The 18,119-nt window shown below is 66.4% G+C and carries 17 protein-coding genes; 10 read left to right on the top strand and 7 right to left on the bottom strand.

What is annotated here, in order from left to right; all coding sequences use genetic code 11:
- Entirely contained in the window at positions 1-954 is a 954-nt protein-coding gene (locus AABF56_RS27635; protein WP_244770696.1) for a DUF1403 family protein, read from the bottom strand.
- A 266-nt stretch (positions 955-1,220) separates the two neighbouring features.
- On the opposite strand from AABF56_RS27635, the gene AABF56_RS27630 reads away from it, so the two are divergent.
- From AABF56_RS27630 to AABF56_RS27615, 4 genes are all read left to right on the top strand, one after another.
- Positions 1,221-2,981, top strand: coding sequence for a peptidoglycan D,D-transpeptidase FtsI family protein (locus tag AABF56_RS27630; protein WP_272808283.1), 1,761 nt, complete (start codon positions 1,221-1,223; stop codon positions 2,979-2,981).
- 115 nt (positions 2,982-3,096) lie between these two features.
- Positions 3,097-4,035, top strand: a complete 939-nt coding sequence (locus AABF56_RS27625; protein ID WP_272808282.1) for a helix-turn-helix transcriptional regulator — start codon at positions 3,097-3,099, stop codon at positions 4,033-4,035.
- 197 nt (positions 4,036-4,232) lie between these two features.
- Positions 4,233-5,666, top strand: a complete 1,434-nt coding sequence (locus AABF56_RS27620; RefSeq protein ID WP_272808281.1) for a calcium-binding protein — start codon at positions 4,233-4,235, stop codon at positions 5,664-5,666.
- The gene (locus AABF56_RS27615; protein ID WP_272808280.1) at positions 5,629-5,757 is read left to right on the top strand and encodes a hypothetical protein; all 129 of its coding nucleotides are present in this window, start codon (positions 5,629-5,631) and stop codon (positions 5,755-5,757) included. Before AABF56_RS27620 ends, AABF56_RS27615 begins: the two co-directional genes overlap by 38 nt.
- Before the next feature lie 87 nt (positions 5,758-5,844).
- On the opposite strand, the gene AABF56_RS27610 is transcribed toward AABF56_RS27615, so the two are convergent.
- The 4 genes from AABF56_RS27610 to AABF56_RS27595 all read right to left on the bottom strand — a co-directional run bounded on the left by AABF56_RS27610 (position 5,845) and on the right by AABF56_RS27595 (position 11,216).
- Positions 5,845-6,222 carry a response regulator gene (locus tag AABF56_RS27610; RefSeq protein WP_244770691.1) on the bottom strand — a complete coding sequence of 126 codons (378 nt, stop codon included), beginning with the start codon at positions 6,220-6,222 and terminating at the stop codon, positions 5,845-5,847.
- A gap of 22 nt (positions 6,223-6,244) precedes the next feature.
- The gene (locus tag AABF56_RS27605; protein ID WP_244770690.1) at positions 6,245-6,436 is read right to left on the bottom strand and encodes a DUF3008 family protein; all 192 of its coding nucleotides are present in this window, start codon (positions 6,434-6,436) and stop codon (positions 6,245-6,247) included.
- An 87-nt stretch (positions 6,437-6,523) separates the two neighbouring features.
- Positions 6,524-10,036, bottom strand: coding sequence for a PAS domain-containing protein (locus AABF56_RS27600; protein ID WP_445190519.1), 3,513 nt, complete (start codon positions 10,034-10,036; stop codon positions 6,524-6,526).
- Positions 10,037-10,433: 397 nt separating this feature from the next.
- A complete protein-coding gene (locus AABF56_RS27595; protein WP_272808279.1) occupies positions 10,434-11,216 on the bottom strand; it encodes an SDR family oxidoreductase in 783 nt (260 codons plus the stop codon).
- A 136-nt stretch (positions 11,217-11,352) separates the two neighbouring features.
- On the opposite strand from AABF56_RS27595, the gene AABF56_RS27590 reads away from it, so the two are divergent.
- From AABF56_RS27590 to AABF56_RS27575, 4 genes are read left to right on the top strand one after another with little or no spacing between them, the layout of a single operon-like run.
- A complete protein-coding gene (locus AABF56_RS27590) occupies positions 11,353-11,559 on the top strand; it encodes a hypothetical protein (RefSeq protein WP_272808278.1) in 207 nt (68 codons plus the stop codon).
- 13 nt (positions 11,560-11,572) lie between these two features.
- Positions 11,573-11,965, top strand: coding sequence for a CBS domain-containing protein (locus AABF56_RS27585; RefSeq protein ID WP_272808277.1), 393 nt, complete (start codon positions 11,573-11,575; stop codon positions 11,963-11,965).
- Between the two features lie 2 nt (positions 11,966-11,967).
- Entirely contained in the window at positions 11,968-12,228 is a 261-nt protein-coding gene (locus AABF56_RS27580) for a DUF982 domain-containing protein (protein ID WP_272808450.1), read from the top strand.
- Positions 12,229-12,257: 29 nt separating this feature from the next.
- Positions 12,258-12,515 carry a DUF2934 domain-containing protein gene (locus tag AABF56_RS27575; RefSeq protein ID WP_272808276.1) on the top strand — a complete coding sequence of 86 codons (258 nt, stop codon included), beginning with the start codon at positions 12,258-12,260 and terminating at the stop codon, positions 12,513-12,515.
- A gap of 10 nt (positions 12,516-12,525) precedes the next feature.
- On the opposite strand, the gene AABF56_RS27570 is transcribed toward AABF56_RS27575, so the two are convergent.
- Together AABF56_RS27570 and glgX are read right to left on the bottom strand one after the other, a co-directional pair.
- The gene (locus tag AABF56_RS27570; RefSeq protein WP_272808275.1) at positions 12,526-13,551 is read right to left on the bottom strand and encodes a DNA topoisomerase IB; all 1,026 of its coding nucleotides are present in this window, start codon (positions 13,549-13,551) and stop codon (positions 12,526-12,528) included.
- A 9-nt stretch (positions 13,552-13,560) separates the two neighbouring features.
- A complete protein-coding gene (glgX, locus tag AABF56_RS27565; RefSeq protein WP_272808274.1) occupies positions 13,561-15,645 on the bottom strand; it encodes a glycogen debranching protein GlgX in 2,085 nt (694 codons plus the stop codon).
- Positions 15,646-15,883: 238 nt separating this feature from the next.
- On the opposite strand from glgX, the gene treZ reads away from it, so the two are divergent.
- A complete protein-coding gene (gene treZ, locus AABF56_RS27560; RefSeq protein WP_272808273.1) occupies positions 15,884-17,695 on the top strand; it encodes a malto-oligosyltrehalose trehalohydrolase in 1,812 nt (603 codons plus the stop codon).
- A 25-nt stretch (positions 17,696-17,720) separates the two neighbouring features.
- Positions 17,721-18,092, top strand: a complete 372-nt coding sequence (locus tag AABF56_RS27555; RefSeq protein WP_244770681.1) for a CBS domain-containing protein — start codon at positions 17,721-17,723, stop codon at positions 18,090-18,092.
- The last annotated feature ends 27 nt before the right edge of the window (positions 18,093-18,119 follow it).

Genomic DNA, 18,119 nt, shown 5'->3' with positions numbered 1-18,119 from the left:
TCACAGCCCGAAGATCCGGAAGGTGGTGCGGCCCGACAGCTCACGCACGGCACCGAACCCTTCCAGCCGCTCAAACAGCCGCGTGCTGGCCCAGCGGGAGAGGTTGGTGCTGCGTGCGGAGGCCGAGATGGCGTCCTCGTCGAGCAGCTTGCGGATGACGGCGCCGGCCCCCTTGGTGCGCACCTTCGGTGCGGCGGCAAGAAGCTGTTCGGCACGACGCGCGACCTCGCCGGCCGAGCGCAGCGCCGCCGCGGCACCCTCGGCCAGCGCGAGGCAGACGGCGCGCTCGAAGCCCGGCTCGCCGGGGCGCACACGCCCCCTGCCCCCGAGCGTGCGGAAGGCCGGGCCATGGCGTTCGGCCATCAGCAGCGGCACGGCGTGCTGCCATTTGAGCTTTTCCGCGATCATCGCATCGCCGAGCGCCCAGGCGAGCGCTTCGGCGTCCGGCCGCTCGGCATGGATGGCGGCCACGAGCTCGGCCGCAGCGAAGGGCGCCGGGCGACCCGACTGGAGGATCGCGTCGGCATGATCGACGGCCGCGCCGAGCCGGGCGTCCCAGGCAAGGCCGAAGAGATCGGCAAGCTCGGCGACAAATTTCGAGGTGATGGCGCCCTTGCGGCCGGCGAGCTTGCCGAAAGCGAGGAAGAGCTTTCCGGCCGGGCCTGGATCGTCGCCCGGTGCCGTCAGCAGGGCCGCATCGCGCAGGGCCGCCTCGTCCTCTCCCCTGCCCGCCAGCCGGACGGCGGCGACGGCACAGGCAAGCGCCTGGCGCGCGCGCCAGCAGCCGGCCCAGACGGGCTCGGCGCGAACGAGGTCGTCCAGGGTTTTCAGGGCGATGCCGGCGGCGAAGGCGGCGTCGAGCTCATCCGGCGTCCGGCCGCGCGGCAGCGCCCAGCCGGGCAGATGCGTGGGCGGCAGGAGGACGGGAACAGGTGGGCGTGCGCGCGAATCCATGCCGGCGAGTTTACATGGCGCGTGCGGTTTGTGCTGTTTTTTCCAGCGCATTCGCACAGCTTTTCCATTTTCTCCGGCGGATGCCCGCCTAATGAACCGTTAAGACGGCCGGCACGACTTTAAATGTATATTAATGCAAATTTAATCGCGTGCCGGTGCCTGCCCAGTCTTTCCTTGGTTTCCCGGCCGTCTGCATGCAGGCTCCCTCCCGTCAGCGCGCGGGGATCCGCCCTTCGTTGCGGCGACACGGCCTGGATTGCTGTGGAATGATCTCGTTCGTCATCCGGCTGAAGAGCCGCGCGCATTTCGTCCTCGACCGGGGCCTGAACGCCAGGGGCGAGGCATTCGTCGGCACCAATGCGCGCCGCCGGAAGCAGGCGCGGCAGCGGGTGGCGATCATGATCGCGATCTTTTCGGCGGTCTATCTGCTGATCGGCGGGCGCCTTCTGCAATACGGCCTTTCCGAGCCTGTCCTTTCCGCGTCGATCGGCGGCAATGGCCATGCGATCGCCTCACGCCCCAACATCATGGACCGCAATGGCGAGCTGCTGGCGACGGACCTCCACATGGTCTCGCTCTATGCCGATCCCCGCCGCATCGTCGATGCAGACGAAGTGGTCGAAAAGCTCGCCCTCGTCATTCCCAACCTCGACTGGGGCGATACGCACAGAAAGCTGCGCTCCCCCAGCGCCTTCCAGTGGCTGCGGCGGCAGCTGACGCCCAGGCAGCAGGCCGAGATCCTGGCGCTCGGGCTTCCGGGCATCGGCTTCCGGCCGGAAAAGCGGCGGTTCTATCCGGGCGGCGCCACCGCCGCGCATATTGTCGGCCATGTCAATGTCGACAACCAGGGCCTTGCGGGCATGGAGCGCTATCTCGACCAGCAGGGGCTGGCGGACCTCCGGGCCGCCGGGCTGACCGACGATGCCCGCCTTGCACCGGTCCGGCTGTCGATCGACCTTCGCGTCCAGAACATCGTGCGCAATGTCGTCGCCAAGGCGATGACCGACTACGAGGCGGAAGCGGCCGGCGCCGTCATCCTCGACGTGGAGACCGGCGAGGTGCTGGCCATGGCCTCGGTGCCCGACTATGACCCGAATGCCCCGTCCCGCACCCTGGCGGATGGAAGCGTCGACAAGGACTATGAGAAAGGCTGGTTCAACCGCATCAGCAACGCGACCTTCGAGATGGGCTCGACCTTCAAGAGCTTCACCCTGGCGATGGGGCTCGATGCGGGCAAGATCACGCTGAACTCCGTCGTCGATGCCTCCCGTCCCATCCGCATGGGCGGCTTCACCATCCGGGATTTCAGGGGCAAGAACCGCCCGCTCTCCATACCGGAAGTGTTCCAGTATTCCTCCAATATCGGCACCGCCGCGGTGGCCGACATGGTTGGCATCGACGGCCACCAGCAGTTCCTTACCCGGCTCGGCCTGTTGTCGAAACTGGCGACGGAAATGCCGGGCGTCGCGACGCCCACCCAGCCGCGGACATGGAAGAAGATCAATTCCGTCACGATCTCCTTCGGCCACGGGGTCGCCACCACGCCCCTGCAGACCGCCGTCGCGGCCGCCGCGCTGGTGAACGGCGGCTACCTCATCCCGCCGACCTTCCTTCCTCGTACCAAGGACGAGGCGCAGGCGCTCGCGACCCGCGTCCTCAAGGCAACGACGAGCGCGGACATGCGCTTCCTCTATGACTGGAATGGGCAGAGGGGATCGGGCCGCAACGCGCAGGTCGACGGCTTCCATGTCGGCGGAAAGACCGGGACGGCCGACAAGGTTATCAACGGGCGCTACGCCAAGGATATCAATTTCAACGCCTTCGTCGCCGCGTTTCCGATGGACAAGCCGCGATACATCGTCCTTTCCATCATCGATGCACCCCGGACGGGAGAGAATGGCGGGCGAACCGCGGCGTCCACCGCGGCGCCGATGATCAAGGCGATCATCCAGCGCGTCGCGCCCCTTCTCGGCGTCCAGCCGCGCTTCGGCACGCCGGAGGCGGAGATGCGGCTGGTCGATTACTAGTTTGCCGTTCTACTGCCGCGCGAATAGGCGCGTGCATCGGCACGTCTTGATCCTGTGGCCTCCAGCGACATAGTCTGCGCTTCGGGTCGAACGATCAACGATTGCCGGGGGCCTGATGACCGTCGTCCAGTTTTCCACGCGAGAGACTGCCGAATGCCTGCGCAAGGAGTTGGTCGAAGCGGTCTACAACGGCCACGTCCGCACCACGATCGATTTTCTCGGTGAGATGCCGGTCGATATCGACATGCGGCTGCGCGGGGTCGGCGGCGTGCATATCGCGGCCGCCGACACGACGCCCGTCACGCTGCTCACCCCGTCCGACGAGGACGCCCTGCTCTATCTCAGCATTGCCGGCGGCAACGGCGTGCACGATGCCCGCGGCGAGGACCTTTTCATCCGGCCGGGCGACGTCAACGTGATGCGGCGCGACCGCAAGACGGTGACCATGGTCGCCGAGAAGAGCTCCTGTCTCAGCATCGCCATTCCGCGCGCCCTGGTCATCGATCGCATCGCGTCTTCAGACAGCCTGCTGAAGACGCGGTCGCTGCGCGACCCGGCGGCCCATCTCTTGAACAGCTATGCCGCCTCGCTGCTCGACAGCGATGCCGATATCACCGAGGAGGACCAGACGGTCTTTGCCGCCCATCTCGTCGACCTTGCCGTGCTGATGCTGGGCGCAAAGCGCGACGCCGCCCACCAGGCGCGCGGGAACGGTGCGCGCGCGGCGCGGCGGCAGGCGCTCAAGGCCGATATCGCCGCGCATCTTAGCGATCCGCGTCTCTCCCTCGAATGGCTCGCAAAGCGCCACGGCATCAGCGTGCCTTACGTGCGCGCGCTGTTCTACGAGGAAGGCACCAGCTTCACAGACCATGTGACCGCCGAGCGGCTCGATCATGTGCACGGGCTGCTGCGCGATCCCGGCCTGAAACATCATACGATCGCCGCCATCGCCCTGATGGCCGGCTTCGGTGACATCTCCTGGTTCAACCAGCTTTTCCGCCGCCGCTTCCAGGCGACGCCGTCCGATATCCGCCAGCATTTCCTCTCGAATTGACGGGCAGCAGTATCCCAAACCCCTGATTCCCTCCCCAAGCCACCGCGTCCGGCAGCGGTGTAGGCTCGCGATCCTGTCGAAGCCCGGCTGACCCGGGCGGCGATGGGACGGTCGGTGTCTTCTGCCGCGAAACCGATGGTTCGCGGCCGGAAGCGCCGGAAACGGCGGCGCGGGCCGCCACGGCAAACGAGGGAAACATGGCACGCGATCCAAACGGCAACAACAACGGCACCGACGGCAACGACATCCTCTGGGGCACGGCCCTGCTGCTGAGCGACGGCACCTACGACAATTACGGGGATTACGATTCCGCCAACACCAAGGGAGCGCTGCGCGGTTTCGGCGGTGACGACATCATCTTCGGCGATATCTACAACAACGGCGATGACCACACGGAGGGTGACACAATCTATGGTGGTGACGGAAACGACGTGATCTATGGCGATTGCGGCGCCGACGAACCGAACTGGCAGACCAGCCAGAACGGCGCGAGCGACGTGCTCTACAGCGATGCCGGCGACGACCGTATCTACGGCCAGGCCGGCAACGACAGGCTGGAAGGGGGCACGGGCAACGATCTTCTGGTCGGCGGCAGCGGCGGGGACACCCTGCGCGGCGGCGACGGCAACGACGTGCTCTGGGCGGGCCTGCAGAACGACACGATTTTCGAAACCATCCGCAATGCGCTGTTCGGCGATGCCGGCAATGACAGGCTCTACGGCAGTGCCGGCAATGACGAGATGGACGGTGGCGACGACAATGACGTGCTGTACTGCGCCGGCGGCGACGACAATGTCGATGGCGGCAACGGCGCGGACGTCATCTATGGTGGCGACGGCGACGATTATATCGACGGCGGCGGCTATTACGCGACCGAAGCCGGCGACAAGGCGGACAGGCTCTACGGCGGCAATGGCAACGACTATCTCTTCGGCTATTCCGGCAATGACAGGCTTTTTGGCGGCAACGGTAACGATGTGCTGAACGGCGGCACCGGCAATGATTTCTATGACGGCGGCGCGGGCGCGGATATCTACCGCTGCACCAGCGGCGGCAACGATACCTATGTTTTCGGCGCGGGCGACACATTCGAATGGGAGTATTCCGACGACGGTGTCGATCTCGTCCTGTCCTCGATCTCCCATACGCTCGGCCGCTATCACGAGAAGCTGACGCTGACCGGCACGGCCGCCCTTGACGGGACGGGTAACGGCTCGGCCAATGTCATCACCGGCAACGGCGCCGCCAACACGCTGCGCGGCCTCGGCGGCAACGACGTCATCAATGGCGGCGCCGGTAATGATGTCATCGAAGGCGGGGCCGGCAAGGACCGGCTCCTCGGCGGTGCCGGTGGCGACGTGCTCTTCGGCGGCGGAGGGGCCGACCGTCTTGGCGGCGGCGCGGGCAACGACACCTTCATCTTCCGCCATGCGCCGACGGCGGCGAACCGTGACGTGATCACCGATTTCAAGCGCGGGGCCGATATGATCGGCCTGGACAACGATATCTTTGCAGGCCTCGGCGAGGCCGGCCGGCTCGGCGCTGTTCAAGACGATCGGCATCGGCAATGCGGCCGTCGATGCCAGCGACAGGGTGATCTACGACAACAAGACCGGCGCCCTCTATTATGAGGCGGACGGTTCGGGCGATGCCGCGCGCCAGCAGATCGCAACGCTGGATCCGGGCCTGCGCCTTACATCCGCGGACATCTTCGTTCTCTAGGGCATTCCCAGCCGGGATAGTGCGGCAGAAACTGGTTTCCAGAGCAATCCCGGGTTTCGCCGGAGTTGCTCTGGCCGGCCGCTGCCGTCAGGGGGCTGCGCGGCGGGCGATCGACCGGCTGCGCTTGTCCAGCGCCATGGCCAGCGCGCCGGTGATCTCCTCGTCGCGGAACGGTTTGTTGACCACCGCAAGCGCGCCGTCGAACCCCTGTTGCACCGAGCCCGGATCACCCGTCACGAAAATCACGTCGATACCGAAACGGTCGATCAGCCGGCGCGCCAGAAGCTGGCCGCTGTTTCCGTCGGAAAGGCTGAGGTCCACCAGCGCGATGTCGGCGCGCGGAGCATAGGCGAGAGCCTGCTCGACGGTCGAAACCGGGCCGATGGCCTCGTAGCCATCGTCCTCCACCACATTTTCCAGAAGTTTGGCGATCAGGAATTCATCCTCGACGATCAGAACACGCATCGGCTCCTCCCGGTTCAAAGCGTCAGGCGGATTTCGAAGCGTGCTCGGGCTTGCCCTTGCGCTTCGTCGATGCCAGCTCCTTCAACTCGCTCTCGGACATGGATTTCTCCATGCTGCGCGATGCGCCCTTCAGTTCGTTCTTCTTGATGTCGCCGCGCTTGGCTGCGAGCGCGGCCCCGGCAGCTTTCTGCTGTGCTTTCGATTTTGCAGGCATGGAATGGCCTCCTCGTTGGGAATCTCCCCGCCAAACCCGCAAGGCCATGCAATGTTCCCTCGACGCGTGCGCATCGAGGAAAACGTCTCAGGCGGTCGCCGCCGCCAGCGCCGCGGCGATCTCGCGGCTGTCATAGGGCTTCAGCAGCAGCACGGCCGCCCGTTCGCCGGGAATGGCGGGCAGGCGGTCGTGGCCGGTGGCGAAGACGACGCCGATCTCCGCGTCTTCCGCGCGGGCATGGATGGCAAGGTCCGCCCCCGACATGGCGGGCAGGCCGATATCGGTCAGGAGGACGTCGAAGCGCCGTTCCTTCAGCAGGGGCAACGCCTGTTCCGCCGTCGCCGCCTCCACAACCTCATGGCCGAGTTCCTGCACGAGATCGACCGCATTGAGCCGGATCAGGAAATCGTCCTCGACCAGCAGGATCGCCAGCCGCTTTGTTTCCGGCGCCGCGACCATCCCGCCGTTCGCGGGCGTGTCGGCCTGCGATGAAGGCGGTCGGCGGCCTGCGAGGCTGGCACGGATCTTTCGGGCCAGCGCCTCCCGGCTGTAGGGCTTGGAGAGGAGATCGACGCCGGCGTCGAGCCGGCCCTCGTGAACAATGGAATTTTCGGTATAGCCGGACGTGAAGAGCACCGCGAGGTTCGGCAGGCGCTCGCGGGCCTTGCGGGCAAGGTCGGGGCTGCGCAGCGGGCCTGGCATGACGACATCGGTGAAAAGCAGGTCGATGGGCACGCCGCTTTCGATGACCGACAGTGCGCTTGCCGCGTCGCGCGCCTTCAGCACCGAATAACCGAGGTCGCCCAGCATCTCGACGACCGTTGCACGCACCTCGTCGTCGTCCTCGGCCACCAGGATCGTCTCCGTGCCGCCGGTGACCGGGCCGAAATCGACCTCGGCGAGACGGTCCTCCTCTTCCAGCGAGCGGGGCAGATAGATGCGCACCGTCGTGCCCTCCCCCGGTTCGCTGTAGATCTTCACATGCCCGCCCGACTGCTTGACGAACCCATAGACCATGGAAAGGCCGAGGCCGCTGCCCCTGCCGGCGGGCTTGGTGGAGAAGAAGGGCTCGAAGGCGCGCCCCAGCACGTCCGCCGACATGCCCTCGCCGGTATCGGTGACGGCGATGACGACATATTGGCCGGTCTTGATATCCGGATGATGGCGGACATAGGCGTCGTCGATATGCGCGTTGCCCACCTCGATCGTCAGCTTGCCGATGCCGTTCATGGCGTCACGGGCATTGATCGCGAGGTTGAGGATGGCGTTCTCGATCTGCGAGGGGTCGACGAAGGTGTTCCACAGGCCGCCGGAGCGGATGGTCTCGATCTCGATCGCTTCGCCGATCGTGCGATGCAACAGGTCCTCCAGCGCCATGACGAAGCGGCCGATGTTGATGACCTTCGGTTCCAGCGCCTGGCGGCGGCCGAAGGCGAGAAGCTGGTTGGCGAGCTTGGAGCCGCGGCTGACGCCGGCAATGGCATTGGCGACGCGCTGCTCCGCGCGGGCGTTGCCGGCCACGTCCTTGCCGAGCAGCTGGAGATTGCCCGAGATGACCTGCAGGAGGTTGTTGAAGTCGTGGGCGACGCCGCCCGTCAGCTGGCCGATCGATTCCATCTTCTGGGCCTGGCGAAGCTGGTCCTCCGCCTCCGCGAGCGCGCGGGCCTGTTCCCGTTCGGCGGTGACGTCCCGGCCGTAGGCGAAGGTCAGGCCCTCCTCGGCGAAGATGCGCCAGGAGATCCAGCGCACCGAGCCGTCGAGATGGCGCAAGCGCACGTCGAGGTCCGGGACGCCGGCGCGCCGGCTGGCAGCAAGGAAGGTGGCCGCATCCTCCGGCCAGACGAAGGAGCCGAGGCGCCGGCCGATGCTCTCGCGCGCCGGAAAGCCCAGCACCGCAGTCCAGGCCGGGTTGACCGAGCGGATCGTGCCGTCCTCGCCGGTCACCACCAGCAGGTCGCGGGCATTGCGCCAGAGACGGTTGACCTCCGCCGTGCGCTCGCTGACCTGACGTTCGAGCGAGTTGGCGAGCTGCTCCAGCTTCTGCTCGACACGCCGCCGCTCCACGGCGATGCGGGTGCGGGCCGCGACGTCGCGCACGAAGTCGAGCTCGCTTTCCGACCATTCGCGCACCTCGGCATGGTTGAGGTAGAGCAGTGCGACGAGGCCCGAAGCCTCCGTCACCGGCATGTTGATGAACGCCCGCGCCTTGATCGCCTTCAGCGCCTCGGCGGTCGCCTTCGTCCGGGGGTCCTGTTCGGCATCCGCCACCACGACGGTCTCGCCGCGCTTCAGGTCGTCGATATAGGTGCCGTATTCGCGGAAATTGAGCACGCCGGCGATCGTCTTGACGCCCGGGGCGTTCCAGTCGCGCTCGATGGTGATCGTCTCGGCAACGAGGTCGATGGTACCATATCCCGCGCGGCTGACATTGTGCGCCTTCGCCAGCGTCTCGGCCGCGGCGAAGGCGATGTCGGCGGGGTCGGTGAGCTGGCTGAAACGGTCGGTGAGTTCGATCAGGGCGTTGCGCCGGATCTCCTCCGCCCGCTCCTCCGTGACGTCGACATTGACGCCGATCATGCCGAGGAACTCGCCGCCCGCGCCGAAGCGCGGCTGCGCCTGCGTGCGCAGCAGCCGGTAGCACCCGAGCTTGCGGCGATAGCGTGCCTCGGCGGTGAACGGCACCTGCCGGCGCATGGCCTCGCCGACGGTCGCGGCCAGTGCCTGCCGGTCGTCGGGATGCACCGTGTCGTTCCAGTCGAAGCTGGCGACGTCCTCCGGCGCCACCCCCCAGAAGGCGCGTTTCGCTGCGTTCAGGTAGAGGCACCTGCCGTTCTGGTCGCCCATCCAGAGCATGACGGGCGCATTGTCCGCCGCGAGCCGGAAGCGGGCTTCGCTTTCCCGTAGCGCCTCCTCGGCCGCCCGCTGTTCGGTGACGTCGTGGCCCTGGACGAGCACGCCGGTCGCCTTGCCGCTGTCGTCGAAAACCGGCTGGTAGATGAAATCGAGGTAGCGCTCGACCGGCGCCTCGTCATGCCCGCGCCGCAGGAGGACGCGCGCGCCCCTGCCGAAATAGGGGCGGCGGGTCGAAAGGACACGATCGAGCAGATCGACGAAGCCCTGCTCGACGACCTCGGGCAGCGCCTCCCGGATCGGCTTGCCCAGGATGTCCCGGCGGTCGACGAGCTGGAGATAGGCATTGTTGGCGATCTCGAAGACATGGTCCGGGCCGGAGAGCGTCGCCACGAAGCCGGGTGCCTGCTCGAACATCAGGCGAAGCCGCTCGCGCTCCGTCTTCAGCCGCTCCTCGGCCTTCACCTTGGCGGTGGTCTCGACCACGATGGCGATGACCCCGGCCGGGTGGCCATCCTCGCCGAGCACCGGCGAGTAGTCGAGGTTCATCCAGACCTGTTCCGGCTCGCCCCGGCGCCGGTAGAGCGTCAGCTCCTGGTCCTTGTAGGCGAGCGTTCCGCCGGCTAGACCGACCTTCATGACATTGTCGTTGAAATCGGCGACCTCCGGCCATCCCTCGCGGACCTTGCTGCCGAACAGGGCCGGATGCCGCTCGCCGGCAAAGACGGAATAGGCATCGTTGTAGATCATGATGCCGTCTTCCCCCCAGAGCAGGACGATCGGCACCGGCGAGCGCAACAGAAAGCCTACCGTCGTCTTGAGGCTCTGCGGCCATCCGTCCAAGGGGCCGACCGGTGTTCGGGACCAATCGAAAGCACCAATCAACAGGGCGGCATCGCCGCCACCGCTTAGAAATGGATAGCGGCTGTCCACCGCGTCGTTCAGACCCTCACCCAGCCCCATTCACTGCCTCTTTCAAATGCCCCGCGGCCGGCTACGCGCCTTATCTGGCGTCACCGGGAAAAGCCGCTGCCCATGCTGCCCGTCTCGATCCGCACCTCTCACGACGGCGGAACCGCGAGAGGAGATAGGGCGCGGCCCCGCCGCGTCAAACGACGGGCAGGCGCCATATCCCGGCACCCGCACCCTAGCGCAACAGACCCTGTCCGCCGTCGATCCACAGCGGGATACCCGTGATGTGCCGCGCCTTGGAGGAGGCGAGGAAGAGGATCGCGTCGGCAACCTCGTCGGCGGTCCCGGGCTTGCCCTGCGAGACCGGTATATCGCCCTGCGGCCAGATAACGGGGATGCCGGCCTCGCCCGCCCCGCGCCGCTCGGTGTTGTCGTCGATGCGCGTCTCGATGGCGCCGGGGCAGACGGCGTTGATGCGGATGCGCGCCTTGCCGAGCTCCAGTGCCAATTGCTGCACCATGGCGACCTGCGCCGCCTTGGTGGCCGCATAGGCGGTCGCGCCCGCCGTCGAGAAGGTGCGCGTGCCGTTGATCGAGGAGACGACGACGATCGCGCCCTCCCCTGCCCGCTTGAGCAGGGGGACGGTGAGATGCAGCGTGAGATAGGTGCCGCGTAGGTTGGTGGCGATCGTCTCGTCCCATTCGGCAGGCGTCAGGTCGTCGATCGGCGCCCAGACGCCGTTGATCCCCGCATTGGCGACGACGATGTGGAGGCCGCCGAACGCCGTGGAGAGCTGCTCCACGGCAGCGCGCATCGACGCCTCGTCCGCCACATCCGCTGCAAGCGCCAGGGCCTCGCCGCCCTGCCGGCGGATCTCGGTGGCGACCGCTTCCACCTCGTCCGGGTTGCGGCTCAAGACACCGACACTGGCGCCATGGCGCGCGAATGCCAGGGCCGTCGCCTTGCCGATCCCGGACCCAGCGCCGGTGACGAGGGCGATCTTTCCTGCAAACAGCATGGGCAACTTTCTCCGCGTGATACCGGTCCGGCTCGGCAATAATGCTCGGAAGGCACGTCGGTTCCGGGGTTTTTCGGGAACCAAGCGCGGGCGCTTGCGTTTGTTGAAAAGACAAAACCGTTCGCAGGAGTCCGACGTGCGCCAGAAGAAGAAGCCGCTAGCCCGCAAACCCGCCGTTACCCCCGATGCGGACCTCCGGAACACCCGCAAACGCCGCAATTCCTGGGAGCCGCAGGTGATCGTGCCGCAGCAGGTCGATTTGCCGCTCAACCGACCGGACCACGACGAGGTGGTCGTCCCCGCCGCGCCGAACGGCCGCAGCCTCATCAATGGGCGGTTATGAAGGGGCGACGAAGATGCGTGTGAAGGACGTGATGTCCGCCCAGATCGTGACCGTCTCTCCCAATGATACCGCACAATCGGCCGCACGGCTGATGCTGGAAACCGAGGTCGGCGCCCTTCCGGTCGAGGTGCCGGGCGTCGGCGCCATCGTCGGCATCATCACGGATCGCGATATCGTCGTGTCGGTCCTCGGCCGGGGGCATTCCACCTCCATGGCAATTGCCGAATTCATGACCGTGTCGCCTGAAGTGTGTAACGAGAGCGACGACACGACCGCGGTGGCGGCCCGCATGCGCGAACTCGGCGTGCGGCGCCTCGTGGTGGTGAATGACGACCGGCGGGTCGTCGGCATCGTCAGCCTTGTCGATATTCCCGCCGAAAGACCCGCAATGGAGGGGTCGCAATGACCATCTTTGCAACCGACCGGCTATGGGACGAAGCGGTCGTGCTGGAGGGCGACAAGCAGGTTCTTCGCGTTCAGAGCACGCGGGACGCCCTGCTGTGCCTGAAGAACCATTGGCCGATCGAAGACGGACCTGCAGCGCTGATAGCCAGAAGCGTCTGCGAGCAGGGGCTGACAAACGACGACGACCCGGCCTTCGCGCGCCGCGCCTTCATCGAAGCGGCGAAGGAAGCCGGTTTCCGCGTGAATTCATGGACGGCGGCATAGACCGCTGCCACTACCGAAGGGACATCATCGTGAACGACGAACGCCAGGAATGGATCAGCAAGCGTGCCTATGGCCTATGGGAGGCGGAAGGCCGCCCGCACGGCAAGGATCGCGAGCATTGGGAACAGGCGGCACGCGAGCGCGCCGAACTGGAGCGGGTCGCCCTGCCGGAGCATCTGAAGACGAAACGCAATTCCAACGATATCGACGACGCCACCCGCAGGGCCGTCGACGCGATCCGCCGCCCGCCGCGGAAAGACGGCAAGGCGCTTGCCCTTAGCCATTGATGCGGCGACCCTAACCCTGCTGCGCCCTTTTCCGGTTTTCGAGAAAGCGCAGCAGGCGTTCCTCCTCCACCCGCAATCCTGAAATGTCGAGCACGGGGCATTTCAGGGCAAGGCCGAGGGCTTCCGGTGTTTCGGCGAGTGCGATGATATCCGGGTGGATGTAGCTCGACCGGGCGATGGCCGGCGTATTGTGCAGGGCTTCGGCCGTCGCCTCGGCCATGCCCTTGATCGTCGGGCGGCCGCCCTCTTCGATCGCGTGGCGGGCATGGGTGAAGGCGGTGAGGCTGCCGGCCCAGGTGCGAAAGGTCTTCGCCGAAATGGCGATGCCGGAAATCTCGGCGAGATAGGTGTTGAGCCGCCCGGAATCGATCGGCCGCACCAGATCGCCCTCGTCCTTCCAGACGAAGAGCTGGCGGCCCGGCAGGTCGGCACAGTCCTCGAGCAGGCGCTGGAGGCGGGGATGTTTCAGCGTCCGGCGCACGCGCTTGCCGCCTTTGGCGGTGAACCGTAGCGCGATGCGTCCCTCCGCAAGCGAGACATGACGTTTCAGGAGCGTCGTCGCGCCATAGGTCTTGTTCTCCACCGCATAGGCCCGGTTGCCGACACGAAGCTGCGCTTCGTCGAGCAGTACCGTGATTGCGGCCAGCATCGTATCGACCGCGCCGGGCGCGCCTTCAAGGTCGCGCCGGACCGCGCGCCGCAGTTTCGGCAGCGCGCGGCCGAAGGCGATGAGCTGGTCGAACTTGTCGCCGCTCTTCAGTGCCTGCCAGTCGGGATGGTAGCGATACTGCTTGCGCCCGCGCGCGTCATAGCCGGTGGCCTGCAGATGGCCGTTGGCCTCCATGCAGATCCAGACATTCTCATAGGCCGGCGGCAGGCCGAGCGCGGCAATGCGCGCCTTCATATCCGCATCGCGCAGCAGCGCCCCGTCGGGCAGGCGATAGCAGAAACCGCGGCCGGACCGCTGGCGCCGGATGCCGGGCTCGCTGTCGCTGACATAGACGAGGCCGGTTTCCTTGAGGTTTTCCGGTGCCATGGTCGATGGTCAGCCTGCCGGTTCGAAGGCGGCAATGCTCGCGCCGGAGACCATGACGGAGCCGTCGGCGGGATGTTCGGCAAAGGCATCGTCGTCAGATCCCGTGTCGAGCACCCGTTTCCATGCCGTGATGCCGTTCGCTGCGGGCAGCGTCACCGTGCAGTCCCCGCCCGCGTTGAAGACCATGAAGAGCTGGTCCACCCCTTCCCCGTTGGCCGGCTTGGCGAGAAAGAGGCCGAGGGTGCGCAGATTTCCGTCCTTCCAGGCGGCGTCGGTCATGAGGGCGCCGTCGGGTCCGTACCAGGCGATCTCGACGGTGCCGTCCTCGCCTGCCTCGCCCGTCAGGAACCGTTCCTGCCGGAGCGCCGGATGGCGCTTGCGGAAGGCGATGGCGCCCTTGCAGAAGTTGAGGAACGGATCATCGAGGCCGTCCCAGTCGGTCCAGCCCGTCTCGTTGTCCTGGCAATAGGCATTGTTGTTGCCGTTCTGGCTGTTGCCGAGTTCGTCGCCGCCGAGCAGCATCGGCACGCCCTGGCTGAGCAGCAGGGTCGCGATCATGTTGCGCCGGCGGCGATCGCGTGCCGAGCGGATGGCCGGGTCCTCCGTCGGGCCTTCGACACCCATATTGTGCGAATGGTTGTCGGAATGGCCGTCGCGGTTGTCCTCGCCGTTCGCCTCGTTGTGCTTGCCGTCATAGGAGACGGTGTCCATGAGCGTAAAGCCGTCATGGGCGCTGATCAGGTTGACCGACGAGGTGGCGCCGCGATCGGAATGGTTGAACTGCGGTGCCGAGCCGGTGAGCCGTGTCGCAAGCCCCGAAACGAGGCCGCCATCGCCCTTCCAGAAGCGGCGCACGTCGTCGCGGTACTTGTCGTTCCATTCGCGGAAGGGGTGCGGGAAGCCGCCGACCTGGTAGCCGCCGTCGCCGACGTCCCAGGGCTCGGCGATCAGCTTCACGCCGGAAAGGATCGGGTCCTGCCGGATCGCATCGAAGAACGTGCCTTCGCGGTCGAACTCGATGTGCCGCGTGCGCCCGAGGGTGCTGGCAAGGTCGAAGCGGAAGCCGTCGACATGCATGACGCCGACCCAGTAGCGCAGGCTGTCGAGCACCATGCGCAGCACCATGGGATGGGCGATGTTGAGTGTGTTGCCGGTGCCGGTCGTATCATAGGTATGGCGCAGGTCGCCCGGCGACAGCCGGTAATAGCTGAGATTGTCGAGCCCGCGGAAGCTCAGGGTCGGGCCACGTTCGGAGCCTTCGGCCGTATGGTTGTAGACGACGTCCATGATGACCTCGATGCCGGCGGCATGGAAGCGTTTGACCATGGTCTTGAACTCGGTGATGGCACGGCCGGAGAGGAAGCGCGGCTGCGGCGCGAAGAAACCGAGCGTCTGGTAGCCCCAATAGTTGCGCAGCCCCTTTTCCACGAGATAGCGGTCGTCGGGAAAATACTGGATCGGCAGGAGTTCTATGGCGGAAATGCCGAGATCGACGAGATGCTCGATGATCGGATCGCTCGCCATGCCCATGAAGGTGCCGCGCAGCTCTTCCGGTACGCCGGGATGGCTCATCGTCATGCCGCGCACATGCGCCTCGTAGATGATCGTTTCGGTCCATGGCCGGCGGATGGCGGCATCGCCCGCCCAGTCGAAGTCCGGATCCTGCACCACGCCCTTGACCATGAAGGGTGCGCTGTCCCGCTCGTCGAAGGAGAGGTCGCCGGCCGGATCGCCGATGCTGTAGCCGTAGAGGGCGTCGTCCCAGGCGATCTCGCCGACGATTTCCTTGGCATAGGGATCGAGGAGCAGCTTGTTGGGATTGAAACGGTGGCCGTTCTTCGGGTCGTAGGGGCCTTGCGCCCGGTAGCCGTAGACGGTGCCGGGCTTCAGGCCGGCGATATAGCCGGACCAGATGTCGCCCTCGCGCTTGGGCAGCGGCAGCCGGTCGGTCTCCTCCTTGCCGTCGTCGGAGAACAGGCAGAGTTCCATCTGCTCGGCATGGGCGGAAAAGACGGCGAAATGCGTGCCCTCGCCGGTGAATTCGGCGCCGAGCTCCGGCTTCATGAAGTCGAGTTCGGAAAATGAATAGCTCATGCGATGCGTCCCCTTCGGTCGAGCAGGTGCTCCCCTGAAGCAACAGGCAGACGGGCCGAAAATCCCGTGCCGCCGCCGCCAGTTCTCATCGTGGCCCGCGACGGGTTTCGCCGGGAGGAACGGAGAGCGCCGGTCCGGTGCGAGGAGAGCGATGGTGCAACGCGAAAAGACGGGATTTGTTCCGGAACATTTTCACCGCTGCCCGGTTCCCTTCCCCGCATTCAGCAAGAGGATCCGCATGACGCAGGCATCGTTGACGCCGAGATGCTGGGGGCCGGCCCTCCTTGAGGACGGGCGGGTGCAATTCCGCCTCTGGGCACCCGCCGAAGACGGGGTCACGCTGCTTGTCGGACGCAACGAGATCGCCATGCGCCCGGCCGGCGACGGCTGGTACGCGGTCGAGACGGACCTTGCGCGTCCGGGCGACAGCTATTCCTTCCGGCTTTCCGATGGCCTCGTGATCCCCGATCCCGCCACGCATGCGCAGGAGAAGGATGTCGAAGGCCCCTCCGTTCTTATCGACCATGCCGGCTATGCCTGGCAGCATTCCGGCTGGAAGGGGCGCCCATGGGAGGAGGCGGTTCTCTACGAATTGCATGTCGGCGCCTTCACGCCGGAAGGCACCTTCCGTGCCGCCATCGAGCGGCTTCCGCACCTGCGCGATGTCGGCATAACCGCCATCGAGATCATGCCCGTCGCGCATTTCGCCGGGCAGCGCGGCTGGGGTTATGACGGCGTGCTGCACTATGCGCCGCACAATGCCTATGGCACGCCCGACGACCTGAAGGCGCTGATCGATGCCGCGCATGGCCATGGGATCATGGTCCTGCTCGATGTCGTCTACAATCATTTCGGTCCGGTCGGGAACGTCCTGCCGCGCATAGCCCCGCCCTTCTTCCATCCCGAACGCCATACGCCCTGGGGCGCGGCGCTCGCCTTCGAGCGCGAGGCGGTGCGCCGCTATTTCATCGACAACGCGTTGCACTGGATCGTCGGCTACCGGTTCGATGGCCTGCGCCTCGATGCGACCGAGGAGATCCATGACGAAAGCGAGCGGCACGTCCTCATCGAAATGGCGGAAACGATCCGGCAGGCCGTCCCGGATCGGCAGGTCCACCTCGTCGTCGAGGACCAGTTGAGCCGCAAGAGCCTTCTGAACCGCGACGATGGCGTGGTGCGCCACTACACGGCCGGCTGGAACGACGAGTTCCACCATGCCCTGCATGTCGTCGCGACCGGGGAGCGGCAGGGGCACTACGCGCCCTTTGCGCAGGACACCTATGCACTCCTGCGCGAGGCGGCGGCCAAGGGGTTCGTGCATGCGGATCGCAGCCGGGACCGGGTGGGGCCGGCGCCGCAGGATCGCCTGCCGCCGCAGGTCAATGTCAACTTCCTGCAGAACCATGACCAGGTCGGCAACCGGGCCTTCGGGGACCGGCTCGCGCGGCTTGCCGATCCGGCGCTGCTCGACGTCATGACGGCGTTGCTGCTGCTCGCTCCGCCGGTGCCCCTGCTCTTCATGGGAGAGGAGTATGGCGAGGATCGGCCCTTCCTCTTCTTCGCCGATTTTACCGGCGACCTGGCCCGGGCCGTGCGGCAGGGGCGCAAGAAGGAGGCGGAGAAGTTCGGCGGGCTGGCGGCGGGCCAGACCGTGGAAGACCTTCCCGATCCGAATGCCGAGGAGACCCTGCAGCGCTCGAAGCTCGACTGGTCCCGCGCGACCTCGCCCGGTGGCCGGCGGCGCATCGACTTCGTGCGCGCGCTGATCCGGCTTCGGCAGACGCATGTCGCGCCGCTGCTCTCGGCAGAGGCCACCCCGCATATCCTGCCCGCCGAGGACGGCGTTCTTGCCATCGACTGGCGTTTTCCTGCCGCCACTCTTTGCCTGCGGGCAAACCTGACCGGGGAACGCAAGGCCTGGCCGGCGGCCGGGGGAGATGCGATCTTCGAACTTGCGGCGGAAACCGCGGCCGGCCCGGCGATTGTCGTCACCGTCGATCACGCCGCGAGCGCGCCCATTGGAACCAAAGTCGCGCTCGCCGGTTCCTAGCGAAAGCGCTCAGCAAGAGGTCCCCATGCCCATCGGCGACATCATGACCCGCAATGTCCATCTCGTCCGGCCCGAAGAGACCCTTCAATACGCCGCAAGCCTGATGGCGGAATGGGATATAGCCTTCCTGCCCGTGGCCGACGCAAGCGGCCTCGTCGGCACCCTCACCGATCGCGACATCATCCTGCGGGCCGTCGCGCCGGGGCTCAATGCGGAAACGACGAAGGTCGGCGACGTCATGACGACCAACATCACCTATTGTTTCGAGGATGAGGAGCCGGAGGGCGTGCTGGCCAACATGCAGTCGCTGCATCTGCGCCGCCTCGCCGTGCTCGACCGGCAGAACCGGCTGGCCGGGGTAGTTTCACAATCGGATTTCAAGCGCCGCCGGACTTGACCTCTTCGTGCCGCCGGCCAGCGAGGC

Source organism: Shinella sp. WSC3-e (assembly GCF_945994535.1).
GTDB lineage: Bacteria > Pseudomonadota > Alphaproteobacteria > Rhizobiales > Rhizobiaceae > Shinella > Shinella yambaruensis.
The sequence above is the reverse complement of the archived record's forward strand: the minus strand, read 5'-3'. Positions and strand labels throughout refer to the sequence as shown.

What these genes read in the sequence shown, in the direction of transcription:
- AABF56_RS27600 (WP_445190519.1), bottom strand. Translation starts at nt 10,036, where the DNA reads ATGATCTACAACGATGCCTATTCCGTCTTTGCCGGCGAGCGGCATCCG.
- AABF56_RS27625 (WP_272808282.1), top strand. Translation starts at nt 3,097, where the DNA reads ATGACCGTCGTCCAGTTTTCCACGCGAGAGACTGCCGAATGCCTGCGC.
- AABF56_RS27630 (WP_272808283.1), top strand. Translation starts at nt 1,221, where the DNA reads ATGATCTCGTTCGTCATCCGGCTGAAGAGCCGCGCGCATTTCGTCCTC.
- AABF56_RS27620 (WP_272808281.1), top strand. Translation starts at nt 4,233, where the DNA reads ATGGCACGCGATCCAAACGGCAACAACAACGGCACCGACGGCAACGAC.
- AABF56_RS27585 (WP_272808277.1), top strand. Translation starts at nt 11,573, where the DNA reads ATGCGTGTGAAGGACGTGATGTCCGCCCAGATCGTGACCGTCTCTCCC.
- AABF56_RS27635 (WP_244770696.1), bottom strand. Translation starts at nt 954, where the DNA reads ATGGATTCGCGCGCACGCCCACCTGTTCCCGTCCTCCTGCCGCCCACG.
- treZ (WP_272808273.1), top strand. Translation starts at nt 15,884, where the DNA reads ATGACGCAGGCATCGTTGACGCCGAGATGCTGGGGGCCGGCCCTCCTT.
- AABF56_RS27595 (WP_272808279.1), bottom strand. Translation starts at nt 11,216, where the DNA reads ATGCTGTTTGCAGGAAAGATCGCCCTCGTCACCGGCGCTGGGTCCGGG.
- AABF56_RS27555 (WP_244770681.1), top strand. Translation starts at nt 17,721, where the DNA reads ATGCCCATCGGCGACATCATGACCCGCAATGTCCATCTCGTCCGGCCC.
- AABF56_RS27610 (WP_244770691.1), bottom strand. Translation starts at nt 6,222, where the DNA reads ATGCGTGTTCTGATCGTCGAGGATGAATTCCTGATCGCCAAACTTCTG.
- AABF56_RS27605 (WP_244770690.1), bottom strand. Translation starts at nt 6,436, where the DNA reads ATGCCTGCAAAATCGAAAGCACAGCAGAAAGCTGCCGGGGCCGCGCTC.
- AABF56_RS27570 (WP_272808275.1), bottom strand. Translation starts at nt 13,551, where the DNA reads ATGGCACCGGAAAACCTCAAGGAAACCGGCCTCGTCTATGTCAGCGAC.
- glgX (WP_272808274.1), bottom strand. Translation starts at nt 15,645, where the DNA reads ATGAGCTATTCATTTTCCGAACTCGACTTCATGAAGCCGGAGCTCGGC.